The following is a 17,956-nucleotide window of genomic DNA, read 5'->3' as shown; positions in this document are numbered from 1 at the left end:
AATGTCCAACAATTACGATTCATCAAGCATTAAGGTGCTTAAAGGCCTCGATGCGGTACGTAAGCGCCCAGGAATGTACATCGGTGATACTGATGATGGTACTGGCTTGCACCACATGGTTTTTGAGGTTGTCGATAACTCTATCGATGAGGCTCTTGCAGGTCACTGTGAAGATATCATTGTAACGATCCACGAAGATGGTTCGGTTTCAGTAAGCGATGATGGTCGTGGTATTCCGACTGAACTTCACGAAGAAGAAGGTGTGTCTGCAGCCGAAGTTATCATGACGGTACTCCATGCTGGTGGTAAGTTCGATGATAATTCTTACAAAGTGTCTGGTGGCCTTCACGGCGTAGGTGTTTCGGTTGTAAACGCCTTGTCTGAAAAAGTTGAGTTAACCATTAATCGTAAAGGTCATATTCACCAGCAAACTTATCATCATGGTGTACCTGATGCACCATTGGCTGAAGTGGGTGATACTGATAAAACAGGTACCCGTTTACGTTTCTGGCCAAGCGAAGAAACCTTTACCAACAATATTGAATTTCATTATGAAATTTTAGCTAAACGCCTACGTGAATTATCATTCTTGAACTCTGGCGTGTCTATTAAGTTAATTGATGAGCGCGAAGACGGTAAGCAAGATCACTTTATGTATGAAGGTGGTATTCGCGCGTTTGTAGAGCACTTAAACCGTAATAAAACACCAATCCATCAGAAAGTTTTTCATTTTGATAGTGAGCGTGAAGATGGCATTACCGTTGAAGTTGCTATGCAGTGGAACGATGGTTTCCAAGAAGGTGTTTACTGCTTTACGAACAACATTCCTCAGCGTGATGGCGGTACTCACTTAGCGGGTTTCCGTGGTGCTTTGACCCGTACTCTTAATTCATTTATGGATAAAGAAGGCTACTCAAAGAAAGCCAAAGCAGCAACATCAGGTGATGATGCGCGTGAAGGTTTAGTCGCTGTTGTTTCAGTAAAAGTACCTGATCCTAAATTCTCAAGCCAAACTAAAGATAAACTGGTTTCAAGCGAAGTGAAAACTGCGGTTGAATCAGCAATGAATGAGAAGTTTGCTGAGTTCTTATTAGAAAGCCCAGCTGACGCTAAAATCATTTGTACTAAAATTATTGATGCCTCTCGTGCACGTGAAGCGGCACGTAAAGCACGTGAAATGACACGTCGTAAAGGTGCATTAGATTTAGCGGGTCTTCCAGGTAAACTTGCAGATTGTCAGGAAAAAGATCCTGCGCTTTCTGAACTTTACATCGTGGAAGGGGACTCTGCTGGCGGTTCAGCCAAGCAGGGACGTAACCGTAAAAACCAAGCGATTCTACCGCTAAAAGGTAAAATCCTTAACGTTGAAAAAGCACGCTTTGACAAGATGCTATCTTCACAAGAAGTGGCAACTTTGATCACTGCAATGGGCTGTGGTATTGGTCGTGACGAGTACAATCCAGATAAGCTGCGTTACCACAATATCATCATCATGACCGATGCCGATGTCGATGGTTCGCACATTCGTACGTTACTATTGACCTTCTTCTACCGTCAAATGCCAGAGCTTATTGAGCGTGGCCACATCTATATTGCTCAGCCACCACTTTACAAAGTGAAGAAAGGTAAACAAGAGCAATACATCAAAGATGATGAAGAGATGAACCAATACCAAACATCATTGGCACTGGATAATGCTTCTTTATTTGCTAATGATGGTGCGCCAGCGATGACTGGTATGGCACTTGAAACGCTAGTGACGCAATACAATGGTGCGATGAAACTGATTGAACGCATGAGTCGTCGTTACCCAGTATTAATGCTTAATGAGTTAGTTTATCAACCACGTTTAAGCACTGACATGCTAGCTGATAGCGCGCAAGTTGAAGCATGGTTAACTCACCTTGTTGCAGCACTAAATACCAAGCAATCAGGTGAAAGTCAGTTTACGTTTGAAATCTTACGTGATGAAGAGAACAACGTCTTCGTACCTAAGGTTGTGGTACGTACTCACGGTGTTGATCATGAGTACCCATTAAGCTTCGATCTACTAAATTCAAAAGAATACGCTAAATTAGCGGATCTTTCTGAAGCACTAGACGGCTTATTGGATGAGACTGCTTTTGTTCAACGTGGTGAGCGTAAACAACCTGTTTCAAGCTTTAAAGAAGTACTTGAGTGGTTAAACAAAGAATCACGTCGTGGCTTATCTTTACAACGCTATAAAGGTCTGGGTGAAATGAACCCGAACCAGTTGTGGGAAACAACCATGGATCCGGAAGTACGTCGTATGCTGCAAGTTACCATCAATGATGCTGTTGCGGCAGATGAGTTGTTTACTTGTTTGATGGGTGATCAAGTTGAACCGCGTCGTAACTTCATTGAAGAGAACGCATTAAAAGTAGCTAACCTTGACGTGTAGTTTGTCATTAGGTTAATAGTTATAAAAACGCCGCTATGATTAGCGGCGTTTTTTTATAGGGTAATTTTATTGTTGTTACTAAAGGGGAGGGCAGAATAGGGTTGGTTAACCCATGGTATAAGCTCGTGTAATTTCTTCTGCAATAATTTTAATTCCGCGCTCCATTTGTTCGTCACTTTGAACGTAGTTCATGCGTATACATTGCTGACTGTGTTGCCATGGCTGTTGTAAACCAATAAAGAAATATTCACCCGGAACAATTAATACTCCGCGCGCTTTTAAGCGTTGATACAACTCTTTCGTGGTGATCGGTAATTCATCACACCATAACCATAAAAATATCGCACCTTCTGGCTTGTGAATGCGAAATCGAGGATCAGTAATATAATGCTGTAATCGATTAACGGCGTATTGTGCTTTGCGCTGATAAAAAGGGCGAATAACTTCATGGCTTAAACGTAATAAATCATTACGGGCGATTAGCTTATCAGCAATTGCCGGGCCTAAACTGCCGGGTGCTAAATTGATAATACCGTTGATATTGGTGAGCGCTGTAATAATCTCTTCATTGGCTATCACTATTCCGCAGCGAATACCGGGTAAACCCAGTTTAGATAAGCTCATACATAAAATAGTATTGTGGTTCCAAAATGGAGTGACATCAGCAAAGATAATATCAGGGAAGGGCATGCCGTACGCATTGTCGATAATCAGTGGAATATTGTGTGCTTGAGCGAGCGCATCGAGTTGCTTGACTTCATCATCAGTCAGCACGTTACCTGTCGGGTTCGTTGGGCGAGAAGCACAAATGGCACCAATGCTGTCATCAATAACCAACTTACTAAAATCAACATGGTATTTAAATAAGCCATTATCCAATAAGCTAATCGTAGGTTGGTAAGAGACAAACATATTTTGTTCCAAACCCGCATCAGCATAGCCAATATATTCAGGAGATAGCGGTAATAGAATTTTCTTACTGGCACCATTACGGCATTTGCCTGCTAATAAGTTAAATAAATTAAAGAAGGCACTTTGACTACCGTTGGTGAGAGTGATGTTTTTACTGCTGATGTCCCAACCATAATGGTGTTTAAGCAACGTCGCGAGGGCGTTAATAAAACGGTCTTTTCCTTGAGGACCATCGTAGTTGGTGATCGATGTGGTTAATTCGCCACTGGTGGCCATTTCTATTAATAGCTGATTAAAATAATCAACCATTGTTGGAATCTGAGCTGGATTACCACCACCGAGCATAATCGCATCAGGGTTGGTTAAGCCATCATTTAAATCGTGCATTAATTGAGTAATGCCTGAATCGCCAGCGAACTTATCGCCAAAGCCAGAAAATTCCATGGTGCTATCGACCTCTATATCAGTGCAGGGTTACGTGCTTGCGATGCCCGTTATTTGTGATGGGCGATAGATCAAAATACCTGATTGCAATCAGAAGCGAAACCCTTTGTTTGCTCTAAGGGTAGTGGTCGGCTGTGTCGATGTGTTTCACGTGGAACAATGTAAAATTATCAAATGCAGATATAAAAAAACCACGCCAAAGCGTGGTTTATATTATGAACCAGTGATGATTAAACTTACTTTTGTAGTAATGAAATATCAGCTACTTGTAAGAACTGGTTACGTAATAGATTAAGCAGTGCTAGACGGTTAACTTTAAGTTGTTCGTCATCAGCCATTACCATTACATTATCAAAGAACGCATCAACAGGTTCACGAAGTGATGCAAGCTCTGTTAGTGCTTGTTGGTAATCACCCGCAGCAAAGACTGGTGCAAGTGTTGCAACAACCGTCTCTACTTTTTGTGCGAGTTCTTTCTCTGCCGTTTCTACTAACAAGCTATCATTAATGGTTGCTGGTAGCTCGCCATCAAATTTCGCGAGAATATTACCTACACGCTTGTTGGCTGCGGCAAGTGATTCTGCTGCATCTAAGTCACGGAAATGACTTACTGCTTTAACACGCTTATCAAAATCAGACGGTTGAGTAGGGTGCATTGCAAGTACAGCTTGAATAACATCAATGCTAAAGCCTGCATCTTGGTACCATGCGCGGAAACGACCGAGCATGAATTCAATTACATCTGAATCAACATTAGCATTCGTTAGTTTGTCACCAAATAACGAGTGGGCTTTAGCGACTAAATCAACAAGGTCTAAGTCGTAACCGTTTTCAACGATGATACGTAACACACCTAAAGAAGCACGACGTAATGCAAATGGGTCGCTGCCTTTTGGTGCTTGGCCAATACCAAAGATACCTACGATAGTATCTAGTTTGTCGGCCATCGCTACAGCAGAAGAAACACCAGTGCTTGGTAGTTGGTCGCCAGCAAAACGTGGCATGTATTGCTCGTTTAGTGCTAGTGCAACATCTTCGGCTTCGCCATCATGACGTGCATAGTGCATACCCATAACACCCTGGGTTTCAGTGAACTCAAATACCATAGAGGTCATTAAGTCACACTTAGCCAGTAGGCCAGCACGCTTAGCGTTAGTGACATCAGCGCCGATTTTCTCTGCAATGTAGCCCGCAAGCTCAGTGATACGATCGGTTTTATCTTTAATAGTACCAAGTTGCTGTTGGAAGATTGCGGTCTCAAGTTGAGGTAAGCGATCAACTAACTTGCTCTTAAGGTCAGTATTAAAGAAGAACTCAGCATCCGCTAAACGTGGACGAACCACTTTCTCGTTACCTGAGATAACTTGGCTTGGATCATTTGAGATGATGTTAGAGACGAAGATGAACTTAGGGACTAGTTTGCCTTCCGCATCATAAACAGGGAAGTACTTCTGGTCACCTTTCATGGTGTAAACTAACGCTTCAGAAGGTACCTTTAGGAATTCTTCTTCAAATGAAGCGGTTAGTACAACTGGCCATTCAACCAGTGACGTTACTTCTTCAACTAGCTCATCATCAAGATCTGCAATACCACCAACCGCTTCAGCGGCTAGTTTCGCATCAGCTAGAATGATTGCTTTACGTGCATCGTAGTCTGCCATTACCTTGCCACGTTCTTCTAGAATCGCAGGGTATTGGTCAGCATTATCGATAGTAAATTCAGCTTCACCCATAAAGCGGTGACCACGAATAGTACGCGCAGAAGCAACACCTAAGATAGTGCCTTCAATGAGCTCTTCACCTAATAGCATCGTCAGTGTTTTTACTGGACGAATAAATTGGGTGTCTTTATCACCCCAACGCATTGGGCGAGGGATAGGTAGTTTAGCCAGTGCTGCTGCAACAAGCTCAGGCAATAATGTTTGGGCTGGTTGGCCTTTTACTTCTTGCTTGAACAGTAGCCATTCGCCTTTATCGGTAATCATGCGTTCAGCTTGATCAACCGTAATGCCGTTACCACGCGCCCAACCTTGAGCCGCTTTAGTCGCATTACCTTCTGCATCAAATGCTGCCGCAATCGCTGGGCCGCGCTTTTCTACAATTCTGTCAGGTTGATTTTCAGCAAGCGCTGTTACTTTAAGAGCTAGGCGACGCGGTGCTGCATACCACTTAATACCTTGGTGAGGTAAGTTAGCGGCTTTTAGCTCCGCTTCAAAGTTGGCTGCAAACGCTTCAGCTAGAGTGCGAAGTGCCTTGGGTGGCAACTCTTCAGTACCTAGCTCAATTAAGAAGTTCTTATCTGTCATGGCTATCCCTTACTTATCTTTTTTACACATTGGGAAGCCAAGTGCTTCACGTGATGCATAGTAAGCTTCAGCGACTTGTTTAGTTACATTACGAATACGTAGAATGTAACGTTGACGCTCAGTTACTGAAATTGCTTTACGAGCATCAAGAAGGTTGAAAGCATGTGCTGCTTTCAAAATACGCTCGTAAGCTGGCAATGGCAGTGGCTGCTCAAGTGCTAACAGCTTCAGTGATTCTTTCTCGCACTGGTCAAAGAAAGTAAATAGGAAATCAACATCAGCGTGTTCAAAGTTGTAAGTTGATTGCTCAACTTCGTTTTGATGGAAGATATCACCGTAGGTTACTTTACCTAATGGGCCATCTGTCCAAACTAAGTCATAGACTGAATCAACGTTTTGAATGTACATCGCTAGACGTTCAATACCGTAAGTGATTTCGCCCGTAACAGGCTTACACTCAAGGCCGCCAACTTGCTGGAAGTAAGTAAACTGTGTTACTTCCATGCCATTAAGCCAAACTTCCCAGCCAAGACCCCAAGCACCCAAGGTTGGGTTTTCCCAGTTGTCTTCTACAAAACGGATGTCATGTACTTTAGTGTCAACACCTAGGACTTCTAGTGAGCCTAAGTACAGTTCCTGAATGTTATCTGGAGACGGCTTAAGCATTACCTGGAACTGATAGTAGTGCTGAAGACGGTTAGGGTTTTCACCGTAACGACCGTCGGTTGGACGGCGAGATGGTTGTACATACGCTGCTGCAATTGGTTCTGGACCTAGAGCTCGTAGACATGTCATCGGGTGAGAGGTACCTGCACCCACTTCCATGTCAAGAGGTTGCACAATTGTACAGCCTTGTTGGCCCCAGTAATCCTGCAGCGCGAGGATCATGCCCTGAAAGGTTTTAATATCGTATTTCTGCATTGTCAGCTTCGCGAGATTAGTGGATGAAATAATTAATTATCAAGTATACATTGCCAACCCAGAGGCGAGTAGGGGCCGTGAGTGTTTTTTATCCATCTATGGCTTGTTTTGAGATAATTCCTCAGATTGTCCCTTGTGGACACTGGGTTTTCATGAATATTTGACATTATTTTGATGGCGTAAATGTATCGGTTGATTACAATAGCGCTAACAAATAGCTCGTTGGTCTGATTATTAACGTAGTTTTATTCGGTATGCGATGTGCGTATCAAGAACATGGGTCTTTAAATTAAATGGCAAAAAATCAAGTGATGGCATCAAAAACTTGGGTGCGTGCTGCGGTAATTTCTGTTGCTGCTGCTGTTACGCTTGCGGGTTGTTCAACAGTTAACCCTTATACGGGTGAGAGCCAAACTGCAAAAGGTACTGGCGGTTCTATCATTGGTGCATTAGCGGGTGCTGCAATCGGTATCGCGTCTTCAAGCAAACATGATCGTGGTAAAGGTGCATTGATTGGTGCAGCATCTGGCGCAGCTTTGGGTGGCGGTATTGGTTATTACATGGATGTACAAGAAGCTAAACTGCGTCAACAATTAGCATCTTCAGGCATCAGTGTTACCCGTAATGGCAATAACATCATTTTAAATATGCCAAATGAAATCACGTTTGGTGTTGATCAATCTGCATTAAATAGCCGTGCGATGGAAGCGTTACACAATGTAGCGTTAGTTGCTAAAGAATACCCTAAGACCCAGCTAAACGTTTTAGGCTTTACGGATAGTTCTGGTGCTGCTGCCTATAATCAACGTTTATCACAAGTACGTGCTGGCGAAGTAGGTAACTACCTTATCCGTCAAGGCGTAAATGTTGATCGTGTTGTTTCTCAAGGTCGTGGCGAGAATAGCCCTATTGCGACAAACGGTACATCACAAGGTCGTGCTCAAAACCGTCGTGTTGAGATTATTCTATCTCCACTGGCTTAATTGGCATTGATTGATCATGGTGGTGTGTAACTAACACCACATTGAAACCATGGGCTTAGGCTCATGGTTTTTTTTATTGTATATTGAGTGTGGTTGGTTTCATGTGAAACTTAGCATGCTGGAATTAAGTTGATCGAACCCCATTTACTATTAATTAATTTAAGTATATAACTGTGATAGCTGCAAAAGATAATCGTGATTTACCATGCTAAAGTTGAGATTCATTAATCGTTAACTTTAATTCCGTTGGTTGATGTAGGGGGGTTCTATGGCACGTTTCTCAGCGATCTCACCGCAAAGTCAATGTTGGTTGTTTCATATTGCATTAGTGTTGAATGTAGCAGGAATGATGTTAACTGATATGTGGTTTCCTATGGTGGTAGGGACGGTTGTTACAACTTATTTATCCGTCGATGCATGGGTTAGATTACGCTATGTATTACCGTTGAAAAAAGAATTACGTCAGGTACAACATGAACTCGATAATTTACGTCAGCAGCAACATAATCAGTAATAACTAAAAAGGCAGCGTTTATGAACGGTGCCTTTTTTTTGATTTAATTGCTAGCGCCTTTTTTGATCAGAAAGCGATAAGGTAGCGTTTCTGTTTCTGCGGCGATTAGCGTGTGATCCATGAAGCGACAAAAGCTTGGAATGTCACGTGTAGTCGATGGGTCATCAGCAACAACTAACAAGGTTTCATCAGTTGCCATTTTTCTGACTGTTTTGCGTACCATCATTACGGGTTCAGGACAACGTAAGCCTAGGGTATCAAGGTTATAGGTTGGATTTTCAAAGTTGGCAGTCATAATTCACACGTATTGTTGTAGACATTGTGATCATACTGCGGGATAAGAATTAATCAATAAGGCTTGGTAAATCAAGATAAACTGTGTAACCTTATTTACATTGTATTAACTTTTCTTCTAATGGACTAGGGGGATATTATGTTAACTTCAATCGATCGTGTCATGATTTATGCGGTGTTATGTATTATTTCATTTAGCACCATTATGTTAATTAATCACTATGCAACAGGCTTATTTGCCGTTGGTGGTTTATTAGCAACGATCCTTGGATTATGGGTCGAGCTCACCAGTAAAAATAAATTAGAACAACAAAAAAAATAGCGACAACATTGCTGGATGATGCCTGATAGTCAATATTCCCGTCTTAAAAAGGCGGGATTTTTTTTATCTATCCCGCCATACTGTTGTCATATCTGATTAATTTGTAGCGTTAGAGAAGTAAAACAATGGAGCTCGAAGAAGTTTATCGTCGTGACTTAAATTTACTGGTTGCGTTAAAAGTATTACTGGATGAAGGCAGTGTCAGTCGTGCCGCGATCAGACTTAACCTGAGTCAATCGGCAATGAGTCGAGTGCTTGGTCGATTACGAGACTTAGTGGGCGATCCGTTGTTTACGCGCCAAGGGCAGTCATTACTACCGACACAACGGGCACTAGAATTAAATGAGCAATTAAATGAGCCATTGGAGTCATTGCGGCTATTACTGACGCCGAATGATTTTGAACCAGCTAGTTGTGATCAAACCTTTAAAATAGCGACTACTGATTATGCAATGCAAACTATATTACCCTTTGCATTACCGCGTATTTATCAAGAAGCACCACATATTTCATTAGAGTTTAGTCCGTTACTGCATGATAACTTGTTGTCGCAGTTGACCACGGGGGGCTGTGATATGGCAATTTGTCGTCCTAGTGCTGATATGGAGCCGCTATGTCAGCAATTATTAGGTTTAGTGAGTGTGTTTTGTCTTGTGAGCCAGAATCATCCATTAGCAAATAAGCCACTTACCTTGCAAGATTACTTAACCTATCCCCATGCAATGATAGCGGTAAGCGATGGCGTTAAAGCGTTAATTGATGAACAATTACGCGGGTATTCACAACCGAAAATGGTATTACGGGCTTATCATTTAGAAGCCGCTTTAGCGATCATTGATCAAATGCCATTGATCATTACAGTGCCTGCAGATTTGGCTTATTTAGTTGCAGAACGCTATCAATTAATTGTAAAGCCACTGCCGTTTGAATTTAAGCCATTTGATTATTCATTATTATGGCATGCGCGTTGTGAACATTCGGCATCACAAATATGGCTGCGTACTATCATTAAGGAAGAGTGTGGGCGGCTAATAAACTCACGAATTCATGATATCGGGTTGTTGTAGTGCGATATTCGCGTTAATAAAATAGGCCAGCACATGGCTGACCTCATTAATTAACGACTATCACTATTGCAGTATTACAGTTTAATGACTACGCGGCCGGTGATTTGACCGTTGGTGATTGCTTCTGCGCATTCAGCGACTTGTTCAAGTGCGACTTCACGGCAGGCTTGCTCAAAGTAGCTTGCTGGTAGTAATTCAGTTAGACGTTGCCATGCTTGTTGACGTTTTTCAAACGGGCACATTACTGAATCGATACCTTGTAAACGTACATTACGTAAAATAAAAGGCATTACCGTTGTTGGTAAATCAAAGCCGCCAGCAAGGCCACAAATAGCGACTGCACCGTTGTAGTTAATTTGGCTTAATACTTTAGCCAGTACTTTGCTACCAACAGTATCAATTGCGCCAGCCCATAATTGCTTATCTAATGGGCGAGCGGGCTCTTCAAATACACTACGATCAATAATTGTCGTTGCGCCAAGTTGTTTCAGTAATGGACCATTAGTTTCAGCTCGACCTGTTACCGCGGCAACCTTATAGCCAAGTTGTGCCAGTAGAGTGATTGCCACTGAGCCAACGCCACCACTTGCACCTGTAACTAAAATCTCACCATCTTCAGGTTTTACATTTGCATCAACAATTGCTTGTACACACAGCATCGCGGTTAAGCCTGCTGTACCTACCATCATTGCTTGTTTGCCATCAAGGTTGGCTGGTAATGGCACTAACCAATCTGCATTTAGGCGGGCTTTTTCAGCCATGCCACCCCAATGACCTTCACCTACACCCCAACCGGTAAGAACCACTTTGTCACCGACGTGATAACGGTTATCACTTGATTCTGCTACTGTGCCGGCTAAATCGACACCTGGTACCATAGGGAACTGACGTACGATACGACCTTTACCGGTAATTGCTAAGCCATCTTTGTAGTTTAATGAAGAGTAATCCACATTAATTAATACATCGCCTTCAGGTAATTCAGATGTTGCTACTTGGCGAATAGTTGCTAGTGTTTTTTTATCTTCTTGTTCTAATACTAGTGCTTTAAACATTGCAATACTCCGGAAAAATCATGATTAGCAATCAATATAAGATTGAGTGTAGACGGCTTATCTTGATGAAGAAAATGAAACTTACTCATTGTATCTATGTGTAAGTTGCATGTCGTTTGTTCCATTATATGGCGAAGAGTAACACTTACGATATTAAGTAATGCTATTCTACTCGTTCAAAGATAGTAGCAATGCCTTGTCCTAAACCTATACACATGGTGGCTAAACCAAAGCGAGCTTGCTTTTGTTCCATAATATTGATGAGAGTGGTTGAGATACGGGCACCTGAACACCCTAGTGGGTGACCAAGGGCAATAGCACCACCGTTAAGGTTAATTTTTTCATCAAGGTGATCCATTAACCCGAGCGCTTTAATGCACGGTAATGTTTGTGCCGCAAAGGCTTCATTGAGCTCAATGATATCAATATCATCTAAACTTAAGCCTGCGCGTTGTAATACTTTTTGAGTGGCGGGGACTGGCCCAAAGCCCATGAGTGATGGTTCACACCCAGCAATTGCCATGGCTTTGATTCGGGCTCTAATAGGTAAACCTAATGCGCGCGCTTGGTGTTCATCCATGAGTAACATTGCTGCAGCGCCATCCGATAGTGCTGATGATGTACCGGCTGTTACTGTGCCATGGGCGGGATCGAAAATAGGGCGTAATTGGCTTAATGCTGCTACGGTTGTTTCGGGGCGAATGACTTCATCGGTAGCATATTTAGTTAAAATGCCATTGCTATCATGGCCTTCTGTTGCGAAAATTTCATGGGAAAATCGACCTTCAACCGTCGCGGCATGGGCGCGCTGGTGCGAGCGCGCGCCAAATTGATCTTGTAGCTCCCGGCTAATATCATATTTTCGGGCTAACATTTCTGCGGTTAAGCCCATCATCCCTGCGGCTTTAGCGACGGTTTTCGATAGACCTGGATGGAAATCAACCCCATGAGTCATCGGTACGTGACCCATATGTTCAACTCCACCAATTAAACAGCTTTGTGCATCGCCCACCATAATAGCGCGAGTGGCGTCATGCAGTGCTTGCATGGATGAACCACATAAACGGTTAACGGTTATTGCACCGACAGTGGTTGGGATCCCTGCAAGTAGTGCTGCATTGCGACCAATATTAAATCCTTGTTCTAAGGTTTGCTGCACACAACCCCAATAAATATCTTCTATATTATGCGCATCTAATTGAGGGTTACGGGTTAACAATCCTGTCATTAAATGCGCAGATAAATCTTCAGCGCGTACATGGCGGAATGCACCACCTTTTGAGCGTCCCATTGGGGTGCGAATACAGTCAACAATCACCACGTTATTCATAATTAACTCCTTAATGATGCTGCCGCAACAGTGGGGTAATAACACTCATCAGCCGCAGCTTTAGCACGCAGACCATCAGGTACTTGATATAAAGGACCAAGTGATTGATAGCTATCGGCTAAGGCGACGTAATTCGCTAAGCCTAGATTATCTAAATAACGGAATACTCCACCTCTAAAGGGCGGAAAACCTAAGCCGTAAACCAATGCCATATCCGCTTCTGCAGGCGTCGCAATAATGTTTTCTTCTAAGCAGCGTACGACTTCATTAATCATTGGAATCATCATACGATCGATAATGGTGGTGTTTGCAAATGAGGTCGATGTTGCTGTGATGGGCGCAAGTAAATCAGCAGTTTGAGGATCCACTGTTTTTTTAGGCTTACCTTTCTTATCAAGATGGTAGTTAAAAAATCCCGCTCCTGTTTTTTGGCCAAAGCGTTGTTGTTCGTATAAGACATCAATGGCATCGGTATCATGTTTAGCCATGCGTTGTGGGTATCCCTCTGCCATCACTTTTTGAGCGTGATGAGCGGTATCAATACCCACCACATCGAGCAGATAAGCCGGCCCCATTGGCCATCCGAAATCCTGCTCCATAACATTATCAATCTGACGATAATCACCGCCATCACGTAGCAGCAAACTAAATGCCGTTAGATAAGGAAATAAAACCCGATTAACAAAAAATCCCGGACAATCATTTACTACAATAGGGGTTTTGCGCATTTTAGCCGCATAAGCCACCACTTGAGCGATAGTTTCATTTGAAGTGTGTTGGCCACGAATGATCTCAACCAATGGCATTTTATGGACCGGATTAAAAAAGTGCATTCCACAAAAATTTTGAGGTCGTTGTAATGATGCTGCGAGTAAATTAATTGGGATTGTTGAGGTATTTGAGGTGATCACCGTAGTATCGGCAACCTGTTGCTCGACGTCTGCGAGCACCGCTGCTTTTATAGTGGGGTTCTCAATTACCGCTTCTATAACAATATCAACGTGGTTGGAATCGGAATAATTCAGGGTTGGCGTGATGGTGGCTAATGTTGCTGCCATTTGTAAGCCGTCGATCCGTCCTCGAGTGAGTTTTTTATTGAGTAATTTTGCGGCTTGTTGCATGCCAAGAGTTAAGGCCTCACTGGTGATATCTTTCATGACAACAGGGATATGGTTTGTTACTGATTGATAAGCAATGCCACCACCCATAATGCCAGCACCTAATACCATTGCTTGTTGTGTTGGGTGGGCTATTTTAATAGCTTGTTTAGCTTTGCTTTTTAAATATTGGTCATTTATAAAAATACCTACTAAAGCTTGAGCAATATCAGTTTTAGCAAGGGTGACAAAGTGAGAGTTTTCAATAACCAGAGCTTGTGTGCGCTCACAGGTTGCAGCGGTTTCGATTGCGGTTACTGCCGCCATTGGTGCAGGGTAATGTTTACCTGCGATCTTAGCGACCATAGCTTTAGCCGTGGTAAAACTCATTAATGCTTCAGTAGTTGTTAGCTTTAATGGCATTTTTTTTTGAGATCGGCGTCGTTGCCAATCTAAATCACCCGCAATAGCTTGTTTAATAATACGTAATGCTGCTGTTGGTAATATATCTGTGGCAACTACCGCATCAATAATGCCTAGTTTTAAGGCTGCATCTGCTGCTTTATCTTTACCTGAGGTAATTATTTCCATTGCACTGTCTGCGCCAATTAATCGTGGGAGGCGAACTGTTCCTCCAAAGCCGGGCATGATACCGAGTTTAGTTTCAGGTAATCCAATACGTGCTTGATGATCTGCAATTCTAAAATCGGTGGCGAGTACGCATTCGCAACCACCACCAAGGGCATAACCATTAATGGCAGATAGAGTAGGAACCGGTAAATCTTCTAATTTATTAAAAATAGTATTGGCGTGATGAAGCCATTTTGAAAGTTGATCTGCTGGCAGAGCAAATAATCCTAGAAACTCGGTAATATCAGCGCCAACGATAAATGCCGCTTTGGTTGAACGTAGAATTAAGCCTTTGAGGTTGGGTTGTTGGTAAAGTGCATCAAGTGCTTGATTAAAACTGTCAAGAGTGGCGAGATCAAGTTTATTGATGGAAGCTGGCGCATCAAAAATGAGTTCAGCGATCCCTTCTTCGAGGTAGCGTACAGAGAGTGTTTCACCGTGGTAAATCATGTTCTATCTCCATATATTCCATTCTATGACGGATCAGGTGTGATTTAACTGGTTTGACCTGTAGTGGTTAATATTTAGTCTGAACTGCAATGGCCACAAATTCAACAATTAATTTAAACATTTATTTAACATTGTCGATTGGTACATTATCTTAACGGTAATAATTCGTAGAATGGCGCCATTGTAAGCAATAATGAGCATTGCTTGGGTCATAATAGGAATATGGTATCCTGCGATGGTTTTTTGATGACGAGGTATGTTTTATGTCAACCTTTGAGCCTTACTTGATTCCACTGCAAGCCGTGACTTTTGAAGAAGAAATCAAGAAGAGTCATTTTATAACTTATTTAGCTCATACTGCGTCGATTGAAGCGGCTAAGCAGTTTATTAATGAAATAAAATTAGCTCATCCAAATGCTAATCACCATTGTTGGGGGTTTGTTGCTGGCAGACCGACAGATTCAATGTTGTGGGGGTTTAGTGATGATGGTGAGCCTTCTGGCACGGCAGGAAAGCCGATATTAGCGCAATTAACTGGATCGGGTGTCGGTGAACTAACCGCGGTAGTTGTACGTTATTTTGGTGGTATCCATCTAGGGACGGGTGGGTTAGTTAAGGCCTATGGTGGAGGCGTGCAACGTGGATTAACGTTATTGACTACACAACAAAAGATCATCATCAGTGAGTTGTTTCTATGTTGTGATTATAATCAAATTTCATTAGTTGAAACGTTATTAAGTGAATATAACGGTACGCAATTGAAGGCAGATTATGGTCAACAAGTCAGTATGCATTTAGCTCTTGATAGCCGTATCGTGACTGAATTTAGTGCCAAATTAATTAATCGTAGTGGTGGACGGATCGTCGCAACATCAACCTCAGAGAGTTAACCATTATTTATTTTATTCTATATTTTCGTATGAGGGCCGGTTAGGCCATGCAGTTTCGTTCAATTATACGCATCGTCGGGCTGTTGCTCGCCTTATTTAGCGTCACCATGCTTGTTCCTGCCCTAGTCGCGTTGGTTTATCGTGATGGGGCTGGATTCCCTTTTGTGGTGACTTTCTTTTTGCTTCTCGCGGGCGGATCTGCTCTATGGTTACCTAATCGTCGCCATCGGCATGAATTAAAAGCCCGTGATGGCTTCTTAATTGTAGTGCTGTTTTGGGCTGTTATTGGTAGTGCTGGCGCGGTACCTTTTTTATTGTCTAAAAATCCAGACTTGTCGGTTGCTGACTCCTTTTTTGAATCATTTTCTGCACTGACAACAACGGGCGCAACGGTTATTGTTGGCCTCGACCATTTACCTAAAGCGATTTTATTCTATCGTCAGTTACTGCAATGGTTTGGCGGTATGGGAATTATCGTGTTAGCGGTCGCAATATTACCGGTGTTAGGTATTGGTGGAATGCAGCTATATCGTGCTGAAACGCCAGGGCCGGTAAAAGACAGTAAAATGACCCCTCGTATTGCCGAAACAGCAAAAACCTTATGGTATATTTACTTAGCCTTAACTATTGCATGTGCATTCGCGTTTTGGCTTGCGGGTATGAGTGGCTTTGATGCGATATCGCATAGCTTTTCAACTGTAGCAATCGGTGGCTTCTCTACTCACGATGCCAGTATTGGTTATTTTAATAGTCCTACTATTAATATGATCACCGTTGTTTTTCTTTTAATTTCAGCCTGTAATTTTTCCCTTCACTTTGCTGCATTTGGTAATGGCAATATTAACCTTAAAACATATTGGCGAGATCCCGAGTTTCGAGCCTTTTTGGTCGTACAAGGTATTTTATTTATGATTTGTTTTGGGGTGTTATTAAAGCATCATTCCTATGACAGCTCTTTTGATGCCTTTGATCAAGCGTTGTTTCAAACGGTATCTATTTCCACAACGGCAGGTTTTACTACCACTGGTTTCTCTGATTGGCCATTATTTCTACCTGTGTTATTGCTGTTTTCCTCTTTTATAGGAGGTTGTGCTGGCTCGACTGGGGGCGGTATGAAAGTTATTCGAATGCTACTACTTTCATTGCAAGGGGTTCGAGAATTAAAGCGTCTCGTGCACCCACGCGCGGTATATACCATTAAGCTCGGGCATAAAGCATTACCGCAACGGGTTGTTGATGCAGTATGGGGTTTTTTCTCGGCTTATGCATTAGTGTTTGTGGTGTGTATGTTGGCACTTATTGCGACAGGTATCGACGAATTAACCGCGTTTTCTGCGGTGGCCGCGACACTTAATAATTTAGGTCCAGGTTTAGGCGAAGTCGCTGTTCATTTTGGACAAGTAAATGATTCAGCGAAATGGATCCTCATTATTGCTATGCTATTTGGCCGTTTAGAAGTGTTTACATTATTAGTTTTATTTACGCCGACATTTTGGCGTAATTAAAGGAGCTAACATGGAAAAGGTATTATTACTGCATTCTAGTTGTGAAGGACAAACGATTAAAATCCTTAACCATATAGAGCAGGACTTAGGTGAACAGTATCAATGTGACTATATTGATATACATTCAGAGCCAAAAATTGATTTCAATGGTTATGATCGCATTCTTATTGGTGCTTCCGTACGCTATGGCCATTTAAATAAAAAGCTATATCAATTTATAGAGCAAAATGTAGCTAGCCTTGAACAAGCAAAGATCGCTTTCTTTTGCGTTAACCTCACCGCTCGTAAAGAAGGTAAAGATACTCCAGCAACAAGTGCTTATGTTAAGAAGTTCTTATTGAAGTCACCATGGCATCCTAAAATGATGGCCGTATTTGCTGGAGCATTACGCTATCCACGCTATAACTTTTTTGATCGTACAATGATTAAGTTAATAATGAAGCTTACGGGGGGCGAAACTGATACAACAAAAGAAGTGGAATATACCGACTGGAAAAAGGTGGCACATTTTAGCCACCAATTTAAGACGTTATAATCGTATTATTGATCGCTTTGTTTGCTTTTTGATCTAACGGTTCGTTTTTATTGATAAAAAGCATAAAGTACTTGCGATGAACGTCGTTGTCTCTATACTGCTGCTCTATCGAAACGCGGCGAGCAGCTTTATAAAAGAAAATGTTACGCAGTAATCGATTGGATGATAGACCTGATAAAAGAAATAAAAAAGTGGTTGACACTTTATGTTATTTCGCTAGAATGGCCGTCCACTTCAACGAAACGATTAAACAGTCAAATGTTTGATAGTTCGAAGAAG

General features: G+C 42.2%; 15 protein-coding genes. 8 read left to right on the top strand and 7 right to left on the bottom strand.

What is annotated here, in order from left to right:
• Position 1 precedes the first annotated feature (1 nt).
• Positions 2-2,422: a DNA topoisomerase (ATP-hydrolyzing) subunit B gene (gene gyrB, locus VXS03_RS17615; protein ID WP_327765189.1), complete on the top strand. Its 2,421-nt coding sequence runs from the start codon at positions 2-4 to the stop codon at positions 2,420-2,422.
• A 105-nt stretch (positions 2,423-2,527) separates the two neighbouring features.
• Here gyrB and VXS03_RS17610 read toward each other — a convergent pair whose 3' ends face one another.
• The 3 genes from VXS03_RS17610 to glyQ form a co-directional block, all read right to left on the bottom strand.
• The gene (locus VXS03_RS17610) at positions 2,528-3,778 is read right to left on the bottom strand and encodes a valine--pyruvate transaminase (RefSeq protein WP_327765188.1); all 1,251 of its coding nucleotides are present in this window, start codon (positions 3,776-3,778) and stop codon (positions 2,528-2,530) included.
• A gap of 236 nt (positions 3,779-4,014) precedes the next feature.
• A complete protein-coding gene (gene glyS, locus VXS03_RS17605) occupies positions 4,015-6,084 on the bottom strand; it encodes a glycine--tRNA ligase subunit beta (RefSeq protein WP_327765187.1) in 2,070 nt (689 codons plus the stop codon).
• Between the two features lie 9 nt (positions 6,085-6,093).
• Positions 6,094-7,005 (bottom strand): glycine--tRNA ligase subunit alpha, encoded by a 912-nt coding sequence (gene glyQ, locus VXS03_RS17600; protein WP_036789134.1) that lies wholly within the window; start codon positions 7,003-7,005, stop codon positions 6,094-6,096.
• Between the two features lie 293 nt (positions 7,006-7,298).
• Between glyQ and VXS03_RS17595 the strand changes: the two genes are divergently transcribed.
• Positions 7,299-7,988, top strand: a complete 690-nt coding sequence (locus tag VXS03_RS17595; RefSeq protein ID WP_327765186.1) for an OmpA family protein — start codon at positions 7,299-7,301, stop codon at positions 7,986-7,988.
• A 268-nt stretch (positions 7,989-8,256) separates the two neighbouring features.
• Positions 8,257-8,502, top strand: coding sequence for a hypothetical protein (locus tag VXS03_RS17590; RefSeq protein WP_327765185.1), 246 nt, complete (start codon positions 8,257-8,259; stop codon positions 8,500-8,502).
• 43 nt (positions 8,503-8,545) lie between these two features.
• Here the strand turns inward: VXS03_RS17590 and tusA are convergent, their stop codons facing one another.
• The gene (gene tusA, locus VXS03_RS17585) at positions 8,546-8,797 is read right to left on the bottom strand and encodes a sulfurtransferase TusA (RefSeq protein ID WP_327765184.1); all 252 of its coding nucleotides are present in this window, start codon (positions 8,795-8,797) and stop codon (positions 8,546-8,548) included.
• Positions 8,798-8,935: 138 nt separating this feature from the next.
• Here tusA and VXS03_RS17580 point away from each other — a divergent pair, with 138 nt between their 5' ends.
• Both VXS03_RS17580 and VXS03_RS17575 read left to right on the top strand, forming a co-directional pair.
• Entirely contained in the window at positions 8,936-9,118 is a 183-nt protein-coding gene (locus tag VXS03_RS17580) for a hypothetical protein (RefSeq protein ID WP_327765183.1), read from the top strand.
• A 125-nt stretch (positions 9,119-9,243) separates the two neighbouring features.
• Positions 9,244-10,185, top strand: coding sequence for a LysR family transcriptional regulator (locus tag VXS03_RS17575; protein ID WP_327765182.1), 942 nt, complete (start codon positions 9,244-9,246; stop codon positions 10,183-10,185).
• Positions 10,186-10,259: 74 nt separating this feature from the next.
• Here the strand turns inward: VXS03_RS17575 and acuI are convergent, their stop codons facing one another.
• The 3 genes from acuI to fadB all read right to left on the bottom strand — a co-directional run bounded on the left by acuI (position 10,260) and on the right by fadB (position 14,747).
• Positions 10,260-11,240 (bottom strand): acrylyl-CoA reductase (NADPH), encoded by a 981-nt coding sequence (gene acuI, locus VXS03_RS17570; protein WP_327765181.1) that lies wholly within the window; start codon positions 11,238-11,240, stop codon positions 10,260-10,262.
• A 163-nt stretch (positions 11,241-11,403) separates the two neighbouring features.
• Positions 11,404-12,570 (bottom strand): acetyl-CoA C-acyltransferase FadA, encoded by a 1,167-nt coding sequence (fadA, locus tag VXS03_RS17565; protein ID WP_327765180.1) that lies wholly within the window; start codon positions 12,568-12,570, stop codon positions 11,404-11,406.
• A gap of 2 nt (positions 12,571-12,572) precedes the next feature.
• The gene (gene fadB, locus VXS03_RS17560; protein WP_327765179.1) at positions 12,573-14,747 is read right to left on the bottom strand and encodes a fatty acid oxidation complex subunit alpha FadB; all 2,175 of its coding nucleotides are present in this window, start codon (positions 14,745-14,747) and stop codon (positions 12,573-12,575) included.
• 263 nt (positions 14,748-15,010) lie between these two features.
• On the opposite strand from fadB, the gene VXS03_RS17555 reads away from it, so the two are divergent.
• The 3 genes from VXS03_RS17555 to hemG are packed head-to-tail and all read left to right on the top strand — an operon-like array spanning position 15,011 to position 17,677.
• Positions 15,011-15,637 (top strand): YigZ family protein, encoded by a 627-nt coding sequence (locus VXS03_RS17555; protein ID WP_327765178.1) that lies wholly within the window; start codon positions 15,011-15,013, stop codon positions 15,635-15,637.
• Positions 15,638-15,684: 47 nt separating this feature from the next.
• Entirely contained in the window at positions 15,685-17,142 is a 1,458-nt protein-coding gene (locus tag VXS03_RS17550; RefSeq protein WP_327765177.1) for a TrkH family potassium uptake protein, read from the top strand.
• Positions 17,143-17,152: 10 nt separating this feature from the next.
• Positions 17,153-17,677 (top strand): menaquinone-dependent protoporphyrinogen IX dehydrogenase, encoded by a 525-nt coding sequence (gene hemG / locus VXS03_RS17545; protein WP_327765176.1) that lies wholly within the window; start codon positions 17,153-17,155, stop codon positions 17,675-17,677.
• The last annotated feature ends 279 nt before the right edge of the window (positions 17,678-17,956 follow it).

This window comes from Photobacterium sp. S4TG1 (genome assembly GCF_036040035.1).
Taxonomy (GTDB): domain Bacteria; phylum Pseudomonadota; class Gammaproteobacteria; order Enterobacterales; family Vibrionaceae; genus Photobacterium.
The sequence above is the reverse complement of the archived record's forward strand: the minus strand, read 5'-3'. Positions and strand labels throughout refer to the sequence as shown.